This is a genomic window from Bacillus multifaciens (assembly GCF_030756675.1).
GTDB lineage: Bacteria > Bacillota > Bacilli > Bacillales > Bacillaceae_G > Bacillus_A > Bacillus_A multifaciens.
The window spans coordinates 71,371-89,932 of sequence record NZ_JAVBXD010000015.1 but is presented as its reverse complement, the minus strand read 5'-3'; the positions used below and the strand labels follow the sequence as shown (position 1 = coordinate 89,932).

General features: G+C 38.5%; 20 protein-coding genes. 8 read left to right on the top strand and 12 right to left on the bottom strand.

The genetic code is table 11. The annotated features are described in order from the left end of the window. Positions 1-129: 129 nt before the first annotated feature. The gene (gene pta, locus Q9306_RS11935; protein ID WP_306198606.1) at positions 130-1,101 is read right to left on the bottom strand and encodes a phosphate acetyltransferase; all 972 of its coding nucleotides are present in this window, start codon (positions 1,099-1,101) and stop codon (positions 130-132) included. A 214-nt stretch (positions 1,102-1,315) separates the two neighbouring features. On the opposite strand from pta, the gene hemQ reads away from it, so the two are divergent. From hemQ to gerQ, 4 genes are all read left to right on the top strand, one after another. Beyond that, complete coding sequence (hemQ, locus tag Q9306_RS11930; protein ID WP_306198604.1) at positions 1,316-2,059, top strand: hydrogen peroxide-dependent heme synthase; 744 nt, start codon at positions 1,316-1,318, stop codon at positions 2,057-2,059. 165 nt (positions 2,060-2,224) lie between these two features. Beyond that, positions 2,225-3,499: a serine hydrolase gene (locus tag Q9306_RS11925; protein WP_306198602.1), complete on the top strand. Its 1,275-nt coding sequence runs from the start codon at positions 2,225-2,227 to the stop codon at positions 3,497-3,499. A 348-nt stretch (positions 3,500-3,847) separates the two neighbouring features. Next, positions 3,848-4,270, top strand: coding sequence for a cell wall hydrolase (locus Q9306_RS11920; RefSeq protein ID WP_306198599.1), 423 nt, complete (start codon positions 3,848-3,850; stop codon positions 4,268-4,270). Positions 4,271-4,296: 26 nt separating this feature from the next. Continuing rightward, complete coding sequence (gene gerQ / locus Q9306_RS11915) at positions 4,297-4,716, top strand: spore coat protein GerQ (RefSeq protein ID WP_306198597.1); 420 nt, start codon at positions 4,297-4,299, stop codon at positions 4,714-4,716. 105 nt (positions 4,717-4,821) lie between these two features. Here gerQ and Q9306_RS11910 read toward each other — a convergent pair whose 3' ends face one another. From Q9306_RS11910 to Q9306_RS11900, 3 genes are all read right to left on the bottom strand, one after another. Further along, positions 4,822-5,190: a DUF423 domain-containing protein gene (locus Q9306_RS11910; protein WP_306198595.1), complete on the bottom strand. Its 369-nt coding sequence runs from the start codon at positions 5,188-5,190 to the stop codon at positions 4,822-4,824. A 62-nt stretch (positions 5,191-5,252) separates the two neighbouring features. Continuing rightward, positions 5,253-5,534, bottom strand: a complete 282-nt coding sequence (locus tag Q9306_RS11905) for a YwdI family protein (RefSeq protein WP_306198593.1) — start codon at positions 5,532-5,534, stop codon at positions 5,253-5,255. Between the two features lie 15 nt (positions 5,535-5,549). Beyond that, entirely contained in the window at positions 5,550-6,533 is a 984-nt protein-coding gene (locus Q9306_RS11900; RefSeq protein WP_306198590.1) for a potassium channel family protein, read from the bottom strand. A gap of 98 nt (positions 6,534-6,631) precedes the next feature. Between Q9306_RS11900 and Q9306_RS11895 the strand changes: the two genes are divergently transcribed. From Q9306_RS11895 to Q9306_RS11885, 3 genes are all read left to right on the top strand, one after another. Next, on the top strand, positions 6,632-7,918 hold the full coding sequence (locus tag Q9306_RS11895) for a purine/pyrimidine permease (RefSeq protein WP_306198588.1): 1,287 nt from the start codon (positions 6,632-6,634) through the stop codon (positions 7,916-7,918). Between the two features lie 196 nt (positions 7,919-8,114). Beyond that, positions 8,115-8,936, top strand: a complete 822-nt coding sequence (locus Q9306_RS11890; protein WP_306198586.1) for a Cof-type HAD-IIB family hydrolase — start codon at positions 8,115-8,117, stop codon at positions 8,934-8,936. Between the two features lie 426 nt (positions 8,937-9,362). Next, a complete protein-coding gene (locus Q9306_RS11885; RefSeq protein WP_306198583.1) occupies positions 9,363-9,659 on the top strand; it encodes a DUF3817 domain-containing protein in 297 nt (98 codons plus the stop codon). 69 nt (positions 9,660-9,728) lie between these two features. On the opposite strand, the gene Q9306_RS11880 is transcribed toward Q9306_RS11885, so the two are convergent. From Q9306_RS11880 to Q9306_RS11860, 5 genes are all read right to left on the bottom strand, one after another. Next, entirely contained in the window at positions 9,729-10,406 is a 678-nt protein-coding gene (locus Q9306_RS11880; RefSeq protein ID WP_306198580.1) for a uracil-DNA glycosylase, read from the bottom strand. Positions 10,407-10,425: 19 nt separating this feature from the next. Further along, positions 10,426-11,418 carry an ABC transporter permease gene (locus tag Q9306_RS11875; protein WP_306198573.1) on the bottom strand — a complete coding sequence of 331 codons (993 nt, stop codon included), beginning with the start codon at positions 11,416-11,418 and terminating at the stop codon, positions 10,426-10,428. Next, complete coding sequence (locus Q9306_RS11870; RefSeq protein ID WP_306198571.1) at positions 11,411-12,328, bottom strand: ABC transporter ATP-binding protein; 918 nt, start codon at positions 12,326-12,328, stop codon at positions 11,411-11,413. The genes Q9306_RS11875 and Q9306_RS11870 overlap by 8 nt, the downstream gene beginning before the upstream one ends. Continuing rightward, positions 12,325-13,134, bottom strand: coding sequence for an SGNH/GDSL hydrolase family protein (locus tag Q9306_RS11865; RefSeq protein ID WP_306198569.1), 810 nt, complete (start codon positions 13,132-13,134; stop codon positions 12,325-12,327). Before Q9306_RS11865 ends, Q9306_RS11870 begins: the two co-directional genes overlap by 4 nt. A 110-nt stretch (positions 13,135-13,244) precedes the next feature. Continuing rightward, entirely contained in the window at positions 13,245-14,222 is a 978-nt protein-coding gene (locus Q9306_RS11860; RefSeq protein ID WP_306198567.1) for a LacI family DNA-binding transcriptional regulator, read from the bottom strand. A gap of 317 nt (positions 14,223-14,539) precedes the next feature. On the opposite strand from Q9306_RS11860, the gene Q9306_RS11855 reads away from it, so the two are divergent. After that, entirely contained in the window at positions 14,540-15,160 is a 621-nt protein-coding gene (locus tag Q9306_RS11855; RefSeq protein ID WP_306198565.1) for a YczE/YyaS/YitT family protein, read from the top strand. A 3-nt stretch (positions 15,161-15,163) separates the two neighbouring features. On the opposite strand, the gene thrB is transcribed toward Q9306_RS11855, so the two are convergent. From thrB to Q9306_RS11840, 3 genes are read right to left on the bottom strand one after another with little or no spacing between them, the layout of a single operon-like run. After that, on the bottom strand, positions 15,164-16,087 hold the full coding sequence (thrB, locus tag Q9306_RS11850) for a homoserine kinase (RefSeq protein WP_306198563.1): 924 nt from the start codon (positions 16,085-16,087) through the stop codon (positions 15,164-15,166). Further along, entirely contained in the window at positions 16,084-17,142 is a 1,059-nt protein-coding gene (gene thrC / locus Q9306_RS11845) for a threonine synthase (protein ID WP_306198560.1), read from the bottom strand. The genes thrB and thrC overlap by 4 nt, the downstream gene beginning before the upstream one ends. Then, a complete protein-coding gene (locus Q9306_RS11840; RefSeq protein ID WP_306198557.1) occupies positions 17,142-18,437 on the bottom strand; it encodes a homoserine dehydrogenase in 1,296 nt (431 codons plus the stop codon). The genes thrC and Q9306_RS11840 overlap by 1 nt, the downstream gene beginning before the upstream one ends. Positions 18,438-18,562: the final 125 nt, after the last annotated feature.

The window sequence follows — 18,562 nt, the reverse complement described above, 5'->3', positions numbered from 1 at the left end:
ATAAAAAATCTCCTCGCTTCATTTCATTCACGAGGAGATTTTATCTAAATTTTTAGTTTTTGTCTATTGACTAGATTGTTTTTCAACAGTATGAAAAAAGCCCTGCATTTGCAGGGCTTTTTTTCATCATTATAGTGCTTGTGCTGCTGTAATTAAAGCAAGCTTGTACACTTCTTCTTCATTACAACCGCGAGATAAATCATTTACTGGCATGTTTAAGCCTTGTAAGATTGGTCCCACTGCTTCGAAGTTACCTAAGCGTTGTGCAATTTTGTAGCCAATATTACCAGCTTCTAAGCTTGGGAATACGAATACGTTAGCGTCACCTTTAATAACAGAACCTGGTGCTTTCTTTTCTGCTACAGATGGTACGAATGCAGCGTCAAATTGGAATTCACCGTCTAATGTTAATTCAGGAGCCATTTCTTTCGCGATGCGAGTTGCTTCTACAACTTTCTCTGTTTCTGGAGATTTCGCAGAACCTTTTGTAGAGAAGCTTAACATTGCAACGCGTGGGTCAATACCAAATAATTCAGCAGTTTTTGCACTTTCAATACCAATCTCAGCTAAATCTTGGCTGTTTGGTGCAATGTTGATTGCGCAGTCAGCAAATACATACTTCTCATCGCCACGTACCATGATAAACACGCCAGAAGTTTTTGTAACGCCTGGTTTTGTTTTAATGATTTGAAGTGCTGGACGAACTGTATCAGCTGTAGAATGAGCTGCACCGCTTACTAAACCGTGTGCTTTGCCCATGTGTACAAGCATAGTACCGAAATAGTTTTCGTCTTTTAAGATTTCACGAGCAGCTTCTTCTGTCGCTTTACCTTTACGGCGTTCAACGAAAGATGCTACCATTGCATCCATTTCTTCGTATGTAGCTGGGTCATAAATATCAACACCTGCTAATGTTAAGTTCATGCTAGCAGCTTTCGCGCTAATTTCTTCCTTATTACCAACTAAGATTGGTTTTACTAATTCTTCTTTTGCTAAACGCTCTGCAGCGCCTAAAATTCTTTCATCAGTACCTTCAGGAAGTACGATAGAAATACCTTTACCTTGAACTTTTTCTTTTACTGTTGTAAATAAATCGCTCACTAATAACCCTCCTACGAATTGAAATCCATATTTAAGAATACCTCTATTTTAAACGTATTGCTTCTAAAAAATTGATAAAATGAAAATGATTATATTTTCCCAAAATTCAGCCTTGAAATGTGACAATTTTATGCGCCTAAGACTCCGGTACATGCTTTTTCATTTATATATGATATAGTTAACGTGTAAAACTTGACTATTCGAGGTGAATCTAATGAGTGAAGCAGCAAAAACGTTAGATGGTTGGTATTGTTTACATGATTTTCGTTCCATGGACTGGGCAGCATGGAAAACATTGTCTAGTGATGAACGTCAGCAAGCAATGTTCGAATTTTTAAACATCGTTGAAAAATGGAATAAAACAGAAGCTGCAAAACAAGGCAGCCACGCCCTATATACAATTGTTGGACAAAAAGCTGATATCATGTTCATGATTTTACGTCCAACAATGGAAGAATTAAATGAAATTGAAGCAGAATTCAATAAAACAACATTAGCAGAGTATATGCTTCCTACATACTCTTACGTGTCTGTTGTGGAGCTAAGTAACTATCTTCCTGCTGAAGAAGATCCATATCAAAATCCACAAATTCTTGCGCGTTTATACCCAACATTGCCAAAAGCAAACCACGTTTGTTTCTATCCAATGGACAAACGTCGTCAAGGCGCAGACAACTGGTACATGTTACCGATGGAAGAGCGCAAAAAATTAATGTATAGCCATGGAAAAATCGGTCGTCAATATGCAGGAAAAGTACGTCAAATCATCACCGGTTCTGTTGGCTTTGACGATTATGAATGGGGCGTAACATTATTTGCCGATGATGTTCTTCAATTTAAGAAACTTATATACGAAATGCGCTTTGATGAAGTAAGCGCACGCTACGGTGAGTTTGGAACATTCTTTGTCGGAAACATTTTACCAAGCGAAAAAGTCGCAAAATTTTTATACGTATAAAAGAAAAAGGGCAAAAATTGCCCTTTTTTCTTTTATATAAGTAAGAACCTGAAAAATAGAAGTTTTCCCCAAAATACTTACAAAATTGTAATCTTTCCATATTCAAACTCATGTTAGAATAGTACAAGCTACATGCTAATAACGATGCGAAGGTGATAATTTATTATGAGGAAAATGTTATCTATTTTATTAGGGCTTACACTCATGTTTTCTTTCATAGGAGCAACTCCCTCTTATGCGAAAGAAGACATACATATTGAAGCTGCTGCTGCCATTCTGTTTGATGCAGATACAGGAAAAATACTACACGAGCAAAACCCCGACGAATTACTTGCAATTGCTAGTATGTCAAAACTCATAGTTATATACTCCGTTTTAGAAGCCATTAAAGAAGGGAAAATTACCTGGGATACAAAAGTGAATATCTCTGATTATGCTTACGAGATTTCCCGTAACAACGAATTTTCCAACGTTCCATTTGAAAAAGGACGACAATATACAGTTAAAGAATTATATCATTCTATTATTGTCTTCTCAGCAAACGGATCAAGTGTTGCACTTGCAGAACTTCTTGCAGGAAGTGAAAAGAATTTCATAAATCTTGCAAATGAACATGCAAAAAAACTAGGGTTAAAAAAATATAAATTCGTAAATGCTACAGGGTTAAATAATGCTGATTTAAAAGGAAAGCATCCGGAAGGAACAGATCCAAACGGTGAAAACTCTTTATCAGCTAGAGACATGGCGATCTTATCTAGAACAATTATGACAAAATATCCAGAAATATTGGAAGATACAAAACAGAGGTTCAGAAACTTCCCAGATAATCATCCGCGCCCAATTCGTATGGAAAACTGGAACTGGATGTTACCAGGTGCTGCATTTGCATATGAAGGAACAGACGGATTAAAAACAGGAAGTTCTGATTCAGCTGGATATTGCTTTACTATTACAGCCAAACGCGGTGATTTACGCCTAATCTCCGTTATTATTAAAACAAAATCAATGGATGAGCGTTTTATAGAATCCCGTGCATTAATGGAGTATGGTTTTAAGAACTTTGAAAAACAGAAGTTGAAAATAGATAAAAATAATATGATTCCTGTCGTAAAGGGTAAAGAAGATACAGTAACTGTAACGCCTGAAAAAGAGATATCGGCCGTTACAAAAAAAGGAAGTAAACCTCCTTACAAAATTTCCTATGAAGCGAACAAATCAATGTCCGAAGATGGAAGCTTAGTTGCACCTGTGAAAAAGGATGCCAAAGTAGGCTCAATGGTTTTAGAATCTACTGATCAATATGGTTTCCTTGATGGAAGTAAACAAATGAAATTCGATGTGAAAACAACAGAGGAAGTAGAAAAAGAAAATTGGTTCGTATTGACAATGCGATCCATTGGAGACTTCTTCTCTAATATGTGGGCAAAATTATTCGGATAATAAAAAGCTAGCAGACTTGCTAGCTTTTTATTATCCAAATCTTCCTCAGCGTAACCCCTGCTTCTTATGAGTAGTAATAAATCCATTTTAATTTTTCAACATATAAGTTGCTTTCTCTCCTTTTTTTAAACGTTGCATGTGTCAGGAAAAGGACCTGACCGCCTCTATGCACGGCCAGATGCTCTCGCCCCCCCGGGGGGTCATTTCAGTTTTTCAACTTATATTTATAGAGGTAAATATTAAAACATGGTTTGGTTGTCATATCTGCCCCCCTTTTTTCATACTTATGAATTAGTAATTGTTCTACACTTCCTTTTCTCTAGCAGAGTAATAAAAGAGGTGAAACAGATGGCTGTTATTTCCTATACAGAAGAACATGTAAAACTACTTGCCAGGTTAATGCGGGCAGAAGCAGAAGGAGAAGGACCTAAAGGAATGCTGATGGTTGGAAATGTCGGCGTCAATCGCGTAAAAGGGAATTGCTTAGACTTTAAAAAGATTCGAAACCTTCGTCAAATGGTATTTCAAAGTCCTGGTGGATTTGAGGCTACACAAAAAGGTTACTTCTATCAGCGTGCCCGTGAAAGTGATATCGCTCTGGCAAGACGTACGATTCAAGGAGAGCGATTCTGGCCCGCTAATTTTTCGTTATGGTTTTTTAGGCCAGGAGGTGAATGTCCGCCAACTTGGTTTAATCAAGAAAACTCTGGTCGTTTTAAAAACCATTGCTTTTTCCAACCAAGTGCTGGAGACTGTCCAAGTGTGTATTAGTGAACTGAAAAGAGGAGGGATTTCGTATGGCACAGCAACAAAACCCATACTATGGGGGAGGATTTTATCAACCATCTGGCGGATATATGCAACCGCAGCCAGGACAACAAGGACAACAAATGCCGGCGCCGCCGCAAGCTACACAAGCACAACTTGCCGTTTCTCAAGGGATGCTTCCACTTGAGCAATCATATATTGAAAATATCCTTCGTTTAAACAAAGGAAAAGCAGCGACTTTTTTCATGACATATGAGCGTGGCAGCACGCTTGGTACACAATCCTATACAGGTATCATTGAGGCTGCAGGACGCGATCATATCATTGTAAGTGAACCTAAGTCCGGAAAACGTTATTTACTGCTTATGATTTATCTTGATTATGTGGAGTTCCCAGGAGAAATCATCTACTTCCCAACACAACAACCAGCAACTTACCCTCCAAGATGATAAAAAAAAGCTGGCATATGCCAGCTTTTGTTTTATTTCTATCCCACCCAGTTAGGACAAGGAAGTAAAGTACAAACCATCTGTAAGGGGCCGAAAAGTTTCACTTTATAGCCCTTTTACAACCGCAGTCCCCAGTAAAATCCAACCTACAATAAATGCTACGCCGCCAAGCGGAGTGATTGGACCAAAAAATTTTATACCCGTTGTACTTAATGCGTATAGACTTCCAGAGAACATCACAATACCTGCTACCATACACCAACCTGCTGCGCTTACAAGAGAAGATTGAATCTTATCCATTAATAAAGCAACAACAAATAATCCACCTGCATGAAACATTTGATATGTAACACCTGTCTTCCAAACCTCTAACATTTTTGCTGGGATTTTCCCTTCAAGTCCATGTGCTCCAAATGCACCAAGTGCAACAGATAATGCTGCTGCAATACAACCTAATAAGAAGAAAATTTTCATTGGAATTCCCCTTTTTATTTTTATAATAAAAAATTTCCGCGCACAATCCAACTATTTAGCGTCTAAAAATCCAAAAGAGAGCTTCCGTTTGCATCATCTTCTTTCACATATACAGGCTCTCCTGAAAATGAAGCAATTGGTTGAACAGGCATTTGCGGCATTGTAACGTTTGTTTGTAATGTTGATTCAACATATACAGAAGCTTCTGGCTGTTCTTCAAGTAATAGATCACATAACGCACGAACAACTAAAAGATGCCCTTTTGCTTTATGTGACTCACTCCCTTTCGCTTTTGCAATTTCACTTGCCATTTTATTTAAAATCTTATCGCTAGATATTTGCATGCTTTCTCACCTCATCTATTGTAATTCTTTCTCAAATTGCTCTAAATTCTCTACTGGACCAAATACTATTATCATATCACGTTCTGCAAATTTTTCCGCTCCAGTTGGATTATGAATAATATACCCATCTCGTAAAATCGCTAAAATCGTAACATCAAAACGATTTCTTATATCTTCTTCCATTAACGTTTTTCCAATTAACGATGATCCTGCAGCCATTTCAATCTCTTCAATAGCAAAATTCTGTTCTGTTCCATATAACACTGTATCAATATAATGAACAGTGAAAGGATTCGCAATTCCTTTTGCAATATGAATTCCCGCCATACTAGATGGGTTAATAACTTTATTTGCACCAGCACGGCGTAATTTCTCTTCTGACTCTTGTTTTTCTGCCCGAGCTATAATTCTAATATTTGGGTTTAGCCCTCTTGCAGTTAATGTAATAAACACATTTTCCGCATCACTCGCAACAATCGCCACTAAACCAGCCGCCCTCGTAATACCAGCCTTATGTAACACTTCATCGTCTGTCGCATCTCCATGTACATATAAGAGCTTTTGCTCCGCTAATACAGACTCTTCTCTATCAATCACAATAAAAGGCATGTTTTTTTCCCGTAATTCCTGCACAACTTGCAAACCAACCCTGCCGCATCCACACACGATAATATGATCTTTCATTTCTGCAATTTGTTTCTCCATCTTCTTCCTCCGCATTGCCTGAAATAAATTCCCTTCAATAATCATAGCCGCTACCACCCCAATCGCGTACGTCACAATACCAATGCCGATTGGAATGATTAAAAGCGCAAAAATCTTTCCTGCCTTCGTTAACGGAACTGCATCTCCATATCCAACTGTTAATACAGTAATCATTGTCATCCAAAATGCTTGAAACAGACTAATCTCTTCTATCATCATAAACCCAATTGTTCCGATCATTACTATAAAACACATACATATAATTGCAATAATCAATTGTTTACGCGCACTCATAACATTATTTCAACTCTTTTCTCTTTATTCAATCTTTGCCACAACAAATCAAATACATATATACTAGGAATGGAATACAAGAAAGAGGTTGATATATAATGAAAACATTTCTTTCTGCCCTGCAATGGGCATTATTTATTTTGGCCGGTAGCCTAATCGTTCCAATTAGTGTCGCTGCTAACTATGGATTAGAAGGTTCAGAAGCAATCGCATTCGTCCAACGAACATTATTTGTTCTTGGATTTGCAGGTATTTTACAAGCTTCCTTTGGCCATCGCTTACCAATTCAAGAAGGACCTGCTGGACTTTGGTGGGGTATCTTTTCCTTGTATGCAAGCCTTGGTGTTGTATTATTTGGTTCAAGCAGCGAAACGCTTCGTGTACTCCAATATTCCTTCTTATTAAGTGGTCTCATCTGCATTCTTCTTAGTATATTTGGACTTATTGATAAACTTGTTCGCTATTTTACACCAACTGTTATTGGCACCTATCTATTTTTACTCGTTGCACAGCTAAGCGGATCATTTTTAAAAGGCATGTTCGGGCTTAATGGGCAGCATACGGCTGTTCAAGGGAAAGTTCTTATTCTTTCTCTTATCATCATTTTTCTATCTTTCTTTGTTACGAAACTACCTGTGATCGGTCAATATTCTGTACTGTGTAGTATTGTAATTGGGTGGATTTTATTTGCATGTTTCGGTCTATCAAATCCAATCACACCTGTATCAGACATTATCCGAATGCCATCTATCTTCGTATTTGGTACACCTCGCTTAGAATGGAATATGGTGATTACCGTTCTCTTTGTTACGTTATTACTACTAACTAACATGTTAGCAAGTATTCGCGTTGTTCAACAAGTAGTTTCGAAATACGAAGCAACTGCCGTGCAAAATCGATTTAAGCAAGCAGGAATTATAACCGGTATTAATCAGCTTCTTGGCGGTCTGTTTTCAGCAATTGGACCTGTCGCTATTTCCGGATCGGCCGGTTTCATAACGACAACGAATATTTACAAACGATTACCGTTTATTCTTGGTTCATCCTTTATTATTCTTATCAGCTTATTTCCAAAGGTCACTTCATTCATCGCAGCAATTCCAGTAGCTGTCGGCTATGCAGCAATTTATCCGGTATTCGCCAGTATGATTGGGCTGGCTTTTCGAGAATATGAAACTGTGAAAGATAAAGAACGCTTATTTAAAGTCGCAGGTCTCGCTCTCTTTACCGGAATTGGCGTTATGTTTATTCCATCAGAGGCCTTTTCTTCACTGCCGCCATTCCTGGCATCATTCTTAAGCAACGGCCTTGTACTCGGCTCTGTAATGGCAATTATACTAGAAATATTATTCTCTCGTTCAACGGACAAACAAGAAGTTAGTTAAACCAATCGACACAAAACGTAAACAAATTTGGCAAACTTCAAGCATTGCAGTCTATTTTAAGAATTGTTACGATAATAGAAACATATATGAGCAAACAAAACAGGTTTGCTCATATATACATTCATGTAGAATCGATTCCACCCTCAAAGAGGTTCGATGTCTTACGATTTATTTCATAATAGGAAGGATTATTCAAATGTCTTATAAAATGATTGTACTAGATTTAGATGATACATTACTGCGCGATGACCATACGATTTCACCGCGTACGAAAGAAGCCCTAATGAACGCCCAAGAGCGCGGTGTAAAAGTTGTACTAGCCTCCGGTCGTCCAACATTTGCGATGTGGCCAATTGCAAAAGAACTAAAATTAGAAGAATATGGAAGCTTTATTTTATCGTTTAACGGCGCAAAAATTATTAACTGCAAAACAAAAGAAGAGTTATTTAGCAGCACATTATCACCTGAAATTGTTCATAATTTATATAAAACGAGCCAAAACGAAGGTGTTTGGATTCATACATACATTGGCGATGAGATTGTGACAGAGGAAAATAATGAATATACAGAAGTTGAAGCTTATATTACAGGTATGCCAGTTATAGAGGTTAATAATTTTGTAAGTGCAGTGAAAGAACCTGTTGTGAAAGTATTAATGATGAAAGCACCTGAACGTCTTGCAGAAGTTGAAAAGAAATTACAACAAGAATTTGAAGGACAATTAAGTGTTATGCGTTCTAAGCCATTCTTCTTAGAATTTACAGAATATGGTGTAACAAAAGGAACGAGCTTACACCAACTCATCCAAAAACTTGGTATTACACGTGAAGAAGTGATTGCGATGGGCGATAGCTATAATGACCAGGCTATGATCGAATTTGCTGGCCTTGGCGTTGCAATGGGCAATGCACCAGACGACATTAAAGCCATTGCAAATCATGTAACAGACACAAACATGAATGATGGCGTTGCAAAAGTCATAGAACAATTTGTTTTGAACAGCGAAGTGCTAGTGTAGAACAGTTTTCAAATTGAAGAGAATCAATCATTCATAAAATCGCGCCAGAGTCAAATACTTAGGCGCGATTTATTTTTTATATGTATGAGCTTGTGAAGATATTTCGAACTTTATACTATTATCATAGTGTAAAGCTTATTTTTGATTATAATGGAATTAACTATATATCCATTTTAATTTTCCGACATATGAGTTTCTGCTATGCAAAGTACAACATGGCCGCTACTTGCTTTCTCCTTTTGTTTTAATCTGGCATGTGCCAGAAAAAGGCCCTGACCGCTTCTATGCATGGCCTGATGCTCTCGATCGCCTAAAAAAGAGGGTTTTTATGTCGATTGTTTAATTTGTATTTATATAGGCTATTTTATTTACAAAAAGAATACAAATTTACCATATACAAGCTTACATAATGAAGGAGGCCATTTTATGTTATCAACACCGATTGGACGCTTAAGAGTCATTGGATTACTAGAAGGGATTTCTTTTCTAATCCTTCTATTCATCGCAATGCCGCTGAAATATTTTGCAGATTTTGCGAAAGCCGTTACTGTAGTAGGCATGGCACACGGTGTCCTGTTTATACTATTCATCTTCGCCGTTATTCAAGTAACGACGATTCATAATAAGTCAAAATCATGGGCGTTTGGTGCACTTGTTGCATCTGTTATTCCATTTGGTACGTTCGTACTAGATGCAAAGTTAAAACAAGAAGAGAATAAATAAAAAACAGACTGCTGCATCCGTAGTGGTCTGTTTTTTCACGTATAAATCTCTAAACGAAAGAATCCTCACTCATAGATTCGGAATTTGCCAATCAATCTCCCGTTCTCCGTTACTTGCCAAGAAATGATTTATCTTTGAAAATGGTTTGCTGCCAAAGAATCCTCGGCGTGCCGATAATGGACTTGGATGAACAGATTCAATAATATGATGATTAGGATTTGTAATAAGTTTTTTTTTCGCCTGTGCAGGGCGTCCCCATAATACAAAGATAACTGGTTTTTCCCGCTCATTTAACAACTCAATAATACGATCCGTGAAAACTTCCCAACCTTTTCCTTTGTGAGAATTAGCCTCTCCTTGCCGCACCGTTAATACAGTGTTTAGTAAAAGCACACCTTGCTCTGCCCATTTTACTAAATAACCGTTATTCGGGACTTCATAGCCAAGATCATCCTGCAGCTCTTTGTACATATTTTGTAGTGACGGCGGCGTACGTACGCCCGGTTGCACCGAAAAGCTTAACCCATGCGCTTGATTTGGCCCGTGATATGGATCTTGTCCTAAAACAAGGACCTTCGTATCTTGATAGCTTGTATAACGCAAAGCATTAAAAACATCCTCCTGCTTTGGATACACAACATGTGTACGATACTCCTCTGTTAAAAATGATTGTAATTGTTGGTAGTATGGTTTTTCGAATTCAGGTGCTAATAGCGGCGCCCAATCATTCTTTAATATGTGTTCCATTCCTTCACTTCCTATCGTATTAATTCACCATGTCTTGTTTTGTAAATACTGCAAAAGCAATCATGAGCGATACAACTGCCCATATTGTGAGATTGAGTAATGAAAAACTCATTGATAATCCTTGCAACGCTGGTAACTGTCCTGATAAATAATCCGTTAACGATAAATTAACACTAAAAATATATTTTGCACCTTCCCAGGACGTGGCAAAATTATTTAAGATACCTCCAGCAATTAACGCTGCCAGCATAACTCCCATACCAGCTGGTGTATTGCGAATCAATACGGAAACCATAAATGAGATGGTACCAACAACAATTGCTACAAACCAAGCAAGTCCGTAAGCCATAACAATGTATTGCCACTGCGGAATAAGATGAACAAAACTTGTATTTAACGTATCCTTCTCGGTTACAAAACCTGTCAGCACCGGCAAATCCCATCCAGCATAGCCAAATACAATGCCTGAAAACGCATAAGAAAGGACTCCCACAAGCAACAAAATAAGTGAAATAAACAATACCATCGTTACATATTTACTTAAAAGAATTTTCCAACGCCTTATCGGCCGAGTAAGGAGCATTTTCATCGTTCCATCGCTCCGTTCTCCCGAGACGATATCAATTGCTACAATCATGACAAGGAGTGGGATAAATAGCGTAATTCCTTGCTCAATAAACATACGTACAAATGTCGGTGCGCCCGGCGCACTTGGGTTAATATTATGTTCTAAATAATATTGTTGCTGCTGCACTCTTACCTTTAACCACGATTTCCATTCTTCGGGAAGGCGCGAATTATTTAAACGGTTTTGTGAATCAACGATTTGCTGCTGCAGTGATACCTTCCAATCGTTCGTACCAAGACGTTTTATGGTCGTCTGCACTTCTCGGTACTGTGCATAAACAAAAATCGGAATTAAAATCGCCAAAATGAGCATGACTACTACAATACGTTTCTTTCGATATATTTTCTCCGCCTCATTATAGACGAGGTTCGCAAATTCACGCATGTTGCTCCCCCTTTGTCAGTTCCATAAATAGATCTTCCAATGTAAATACAACTTGTTTTACACTATGAACATCTACAGCGTACTCAACTAACTGCTTATTATAAAAACTTACACGCTCTTGACTCATGCGGCATAATAGTCGTCCTTCTTCTACGACGAGTTCTGTCACTTCACCCGACTCTTCAAGCAACGCTTTTGCTTTATCTAGCGGCGTCACAACCCACTCCACTCGGTCACTTGCTTGTTTCACTAACTCTTCAACTCTTGCGACCGTAATTACTTTTCCTTTATTAATAATCGCAACACGGTCACAAATCATTTGTACTTCACTTAATAAATGACTAGAAATGAATACACTCATGTTTTCTTCTTTCACAAGTGTATGTACAAATTCACGAAGTTCTCGAATACCAGCCGGGTCGAGGCCATTTGTCGGTTCATCTAATATAAGAAGTTTGGGACTCCCAAGAAGAGCTTGTGCAATCCCAAGACGTTGCTTCATCCCAAGTGAGTACGTTTTCACTTTATCGTGAATGCGTTCATCAAGATGTACCATTTTGGCAATTTCCATAATTCGCTCATCGGAAATCCCGCCTAGCATACGAGCAAATTGCTTTAAATTTTCAAATCCCGTTAAATATGTATACAATTCAGGGTTTTCAACAATGCTGCCAATTTGCCGCATCGCACTGCGAAAATTTTCTTTTATGTCATACCCACCAATCCAAATGGTTCCCTCTGTTGCTGCAATGAGACCAACAAGCATCCGAATCGTCGTTGTCTTCCCCGCTCCATTTGGGCCTAAAAATCCAAATACTTCGCCTTGCTGTATATCAAATGATACATCTTCAACGAGCGTTTTTTTCTTAATAACCTTCTTTAAATTCCGGACAGATAGAACTGTCGTCATTTTTTCTCACCTCCAGCTAGTTCTAACTGACTAACAACGTTTTGTAATAAACGATCTGCTATCAATGTATAACCGGTTTCATTCGGGTGGAAGTGATCAGAATATAATAAATCCTTACCACGGTTTTGGAACATATCAAATGTTGGGACAACGTATACGTTTGAATAACTAAGCGCAAGCTTTTCTAATGATCCATTCCAATCGACAACAATCGGAGACGAGCCTTTTAACTCTTCTACATCTTCAAATGGATTGTACAAGCCAATCCAAAAAATCGGACTGTTTGGATTTAAACTTCTCAATTGTTCCAAAATTTTCTTTGCATTAGCTTGAAATGTTGCGGTATCCGGACGATATGTCGTTAAATCAAAGTTTCCAAGCGATTCCCATCCTGGAAACAAATCATTTCCACCAATTGTCAAAACAAGTACATCAGCTTGTTTAATTGCATACCCAGCACCGCTGCTTTCCATCTGTTTTAATAAATCTGGCATTTTCGCACCGCTCACCGCCAAGTTTGTGAGTGCTACCTTTTGTTTGTATTTTGTTTGCAATTCATTCTTCATCCGTCCGATATATCCAATACCTTCTTTATCTCCAACACCGCGTGTTAACGAATCACCTAAACTCACAACTTGCAATGTTTCCTTTTGTTGTTTCCCTTTTGCTTCTTTTTGCACGGTAGGAGTTAGCTTAGAAGTTTTCGGATTTAGAACATCGCTCACACTAGTAATAAATCCGTATGCCAATAAACAAAAAGACGCTAGTGCAACGAATAAAATAACTTTTACAAATTTTGGTCTCACGCTATCCCCCCTTATAGATTGACCATATTATACCAAACGAAAATTTGAAAAGCGATTTTCCTCCTCTTATAAAAAAGCACAATCCTTCTAATTAAGATTGTGCTTTTCGTTTATGTTGTCAGTCTTTCCGTTAACTTCGCAAATAACTCAATTCGTTTTACTTCTGCTTCTCTATTCATAATTTGGTCATGCAAAATTGTAAATGCACCTGCACCAACTTCCACGCTCGAATGAGCAATGGTTGTAATATCTAATATTTCTGCAACCTGCTGATCATCGCACCCAATAATTGTGAGATCCTCTGGAATGGAAAGACCACTTTTTTGAGCAGCTGTTACAATCCCAGCCGCAATATGATTACAAGACACAAGGAGAGCTGTTGGATGTTCTTTCATATGAAGTAGCGATTGAACAATACGAGCTCCATCTTCTACTGTGAAACAGTCTACAAATTGCCACTCTTCTCGCAGCGTAACGTGAATAGATGATAAAGCATCTGCGTAAGCTCTTTTTCGATTTTGGCTATTAAAACTAGCACTCCGTCCAATGCAGTAACCGATTCGTGTATGTCCCTTTTCTATTAAATACTCCATTCCTAACGCAAACGTTTTATAGTGATCAATATGAATACTAGAAATTGTATTAGATATCGTATCTTCGCACGTCACAACCGGGCCAAATGCTGCGTACTTTTCAATCTCCTCACAAGCATTTATTTTCGAACATATAATAACCCCGTCCAATTTTTTCATCTTTAACATATTCAAAACTTCTATCTCTTTATCAGCGTTATAACCCGTTTGACAGAGCATCATATTATAATTATGTTTTGCAGCCTCTCTTGAAATACCTTCTATAATGGCGCTGTAATACTGATTATTGACGAACGGGAGAAGCACACCAATCGCATTGGTTCTTCCACGTACTAAATGAATCGCATTTGAATTTTGCGTGTAATTTAACTTTTCAATAATAGCCAATATCTCTTTTCGTTTCTGTTCATTTACATACGGATGATTATTTAGAACGCGAGAAACAGTAGAAATCGAGACTCCTGCCATTTCTGCGATTTTTTTTATATTTGGCATCATAACACCTCCTTCTCCCATATTACCGCATACAAAAAAATTTAGAAATGCCCCTTGACCTGGTAAGCTTTCCACATTATATCCTGTGCTAGCAGTACTATATATCCATTTTAATTTTTCGACATCTTTGTCTAGCTCTGCCAAATACAACATGACCGCTACTTGCTTTCTCCTTTTGTTTTAAACCTTGCATGTGGTAGGAAAAGGCCCTGACTGTTTCTATGCGCGGCCAGATACTCTCTTCCACCTAAAAAGAAAGGGTTTTTATTTCGCTTTTTAACTTGTAGATGTAAATAAGAAAGGATTGATATTTTATTATGACCTTAAAATTAGAACATATCTTTTTCATAGGTGGATTACTCTTACTTTCTCTTGGTATTAATATGATGACAACCATTACTTCATTTGGCCTTAGCCCATATGATTCCCTTTTCATTGCTTTATATCAAAACTTTGGTTTAAGCATCGGCTCTTGGATGTTTATTATTAATTTGATTTTTACTCTTATCGTACTGTGTATGAATCGAAAGCGTATTACAATTGGGACAATCGTGACGATGGTGCTAATCTCTGTTTTTGTTGATCTGATTGGCTCAGTTACAATTATAATGGATGGCATTCGCTCTCTTCCAAAGTATATAACACTCATATTCGGAAATGTATCTGTCGGCGCAGGTATCGGTATCTATGTTTCATCACAGCTTGGGACTGCACCGCAAGAAGCATTTGTGTTAACAATCTCAGAAAAAACAAAGTGGTCCTTTCAAAGAACAGAAATTTCTCTAGCTTGTCTATTTCTAACTGCTAGTTTCATACTAAATGGTCCTATTTATTTCGGCACCATTATTCTATCTTTTACGACAGGCTGGCTTATTCAAACATTTATTCAAGTCGGTACAAAAGTATTACAAAGTTGTCGTACGCAAGAAGCCCATTGAAAGCTATATACTTTCAATGGGCTTTTGTTGTTCAGATATAATATGAACCCCTTCGTTTACAACTTGAAGCGTTTCTACCACGCAATGGCCGAAAAGCGATTGCAGCCATATCTTTACTTCTTCAGCACTTCCTTTTTTCACATAGCAAAGCACGGTTGGTCCAGCGCCGCTTAAAGAAACACCATATACATTTTCATGTTCTAATTCTTGAAGCTTTTGTAATTCAGGTACGAGCTCTTTCCTGTATGGTTCATGAAATATATCCTGTTTCATCATTTCTCCAGCAAGCACCCAGTCCTCCTTACATAGGGCCGCGGCAAGTACATTGGCAACGCCGCTGCCACGAATGCCATCCATATACTGTAACGTACTCGGAAGCACATCTCTTGAATGAACTGTTTTTAGTTCATATGAAGGAATAACCGCGACAAGTTCTATATCATGAATAGGTTGAGACAAAAAGGAAATATCTTTTCCATCATATGTTCCTATCATAAGTCCGCCATATAAAGCTGCTCCAACGTTATCAATATGACCTTCCCTTTCCGTTGCGATCAACAGCTTCTCTCTTCTAGATAGATGTAGTTCGCAAAGCTGATTAGCAAGTTCAATTCCCGCAATAATTGCCGAAGCGCTGCTCCCAAGTCCGCGCGCTAATGGAATATCACTGTCTAGATGAAGATGACAATAGGGAAGCTCCTTATTATACCGGGCAGCTGCCATGCGCGCCGTCTGAATGAGTAAATTATTCTCCCCTTTTGGAATCCCTTGAAGAATTGTTGTTTTCGCTGTGCACTCCCAGCTAGAATGTGAAAATACATCTACCGTTAAATATCTACTTACTGCAAGACCAATTGAATCAAAGCCTGGCCCAAGATTCGCCGTACTAGCCGGCACACGAATTGTAAACATAGGAGCCGCCTTCATCGAAGGACAGCTCCTTGAATATGTTCGAACACAACCTTTTCATCGTTTGGCAGCACAAGCGGTTGAACTTTTTTCGTATCAATTGCAATATTTGGGTCCTTTAAACCATTTCCTGTTAAAACAGCGACGATACTGCTTCCTTTTGCGATTTCTCCTGTTTGTACTTGCTTGTAAATCCCGGCAAGCGATGCACAAGAAGCAGGCTCCGCAAAAATCCCTTCATACTTAGCAAGCCATTCATACGCCTTAAGAATTTCTGCATCCGTTACCTCATCGATCTTCCCATTTGAATCATGAGCAGCCGCGACAGCTTTATCCCAGCTTGCGGGGTTCCCGATACGTATCGCAGTCGCAACTGTCTCCGGTTCCTCAATTTCATATCCACGTACAATCGCCGCCGATCCTTCTGCTTCAAAGCCGCGCATCTCCGGTAAACCTGTGCCGCGCTTTTCGTTATACTCCTTAAAGCCTTTCCAATACGCTGTAATATTCCCCGCATTTCCAACTGGAATGGCTAAAATATCAGGCGCTTTTCCAAGTGCATCACAAACTTCAAATGCGGCCGTTTTTTGCCCTTCAATGCGATATGGATTCACTGAATTCACAAGTGTAATCGGTGATGAATCGCTAAGCTTTCGTACCATTTGCAAGGCATGGTCAAAGTTTCCATCAATACTAATGATTTCGGCTCCGTACATGACTGCCTGCGCTAACTTGCCATATGCGATTTTTCCATTTGGAATCATAACAATACAAGATAAACCTGCGCGCGCTGCATAAGCAGCTGCCGATGCAGATGTATTTCCTGTTGAAGCGCAAATAACCGTTTTGCTGCCAGCTTCCTTCGCCTTTGCTACAGCCATAACCATCCCACGATCTTTAAAAGAACCCGTCGGATTTGCACCTTCTACCTTCGCATAAACAGAAACACCCCATTTTTCTGAAAGATTTTCTAATAAAATAAGCGGTGTATTTCCTTCTGATAGTGAAAGCGACGGTGTTTGCTCAGTAATCGGTAAATATTCTTTATAAGCAGCAAGTAATCCGTTCCACATTAGCGAGCATCTCCTTCAATACGGTAGTTTGCTTTCACACAATCTACTTCTTCATACGTCTCTAGTGTTTCAAGAATGTATGCATAGTCTGCAAGAGATGCACGGTGTGTAACAATAACAATTTCTGCTGCTCCTTTCTTTTGTAATGGCATTTGAATAATCTTTTCAAAGCTTACGCCGCGTTCAGAGAATAGCGATGTAATTTTCGCAAACACACCTACTTCATCCTTCACGTGAAGGCGTAGAAACTTCTTCACATAAATTTCATCTTCTGCTTTTAATACTTTCTCATATTGCGGCGTTACTGCGCTATTTCCTGTTACACCAAGGCGAACATTTTTCATAACCGCCACTAAATCAGATACAACAGCTGTTGCTGTTGGCAAACTTCCCGCACCTGGTCCGTAAAACATTGTTTCTCCTACCGCTTCGCCATATACATATACTGCATTATATTCGTTTTGAACAGCTGCAAGCGGGTGTGTATTTGATAGCAATGTTGGTTCTACTGTTACCTCTAATTTTTCACCATCACGCTTGGCTACACCAATTAACTTAATTGTATAGCCTAGACTCTTACTATATGCAATGTCCTCCTCCGTAATAGATGTAATTCCTTTTACATTCACATCATGAAGTTCTACATTTGTAGAAAACCCAAGTGTTGCTAAGATTGTCATCTTTCGTGCCGCATCTAAACCTTCAACATCTGATGTTGGATCCGCTTCTGCAAATCCAAGCTGCTGCGCTTCATTTAACACGTCGTCATATGCTCTCCCTTCGTCAGACATTTTTGTCAAAATAAAATTCGTTGTTCCGTTCACAATACCCATCATTTTCGTAATCCGATCAGAAGAAAGACCTTCTACAATGCTTCGTATAATCGGAATACCACCTGCTACACTCGCTTCATAAAACAAATCCGCTTGATTTTCTTTTGCTACAGTAAGAAGTTCTGCACCGTGAAGTGCCATTAAATCTTTATTCGCTGTAACTACGTGCTTACCGTTTTGAAGCGATTGTAAAATATATGCTTTTGCATCTTCTATACCGCCCATCACTTCAATTACAACATCAACATCTGGATTATCTATAATTTCATCTGGATTTTTCGTTAATAATGTAGGGGTTACTTGGACCTCACGTTCTTTTTCTAAGTTTTGTACTAATACTTTTGCTACTTTGACAGGACAACCGATTTGGTGTGCTAAACGATCTTGATGATCTTCAATAATGCGCACTACACCGCTTCCTACAGTTCCGAGACCTAATAGGCCAACTTGAATTTCGTTCATAGTACTGTCCACCCCTCTAAAAATTGTATTTAGGTGCCATTATATAATGGTACCACTATAAAAAACAATATATTTAGAACATTCCGAATAATATAGGCCGTTCTTTACAAAAAAAACGCTACCAA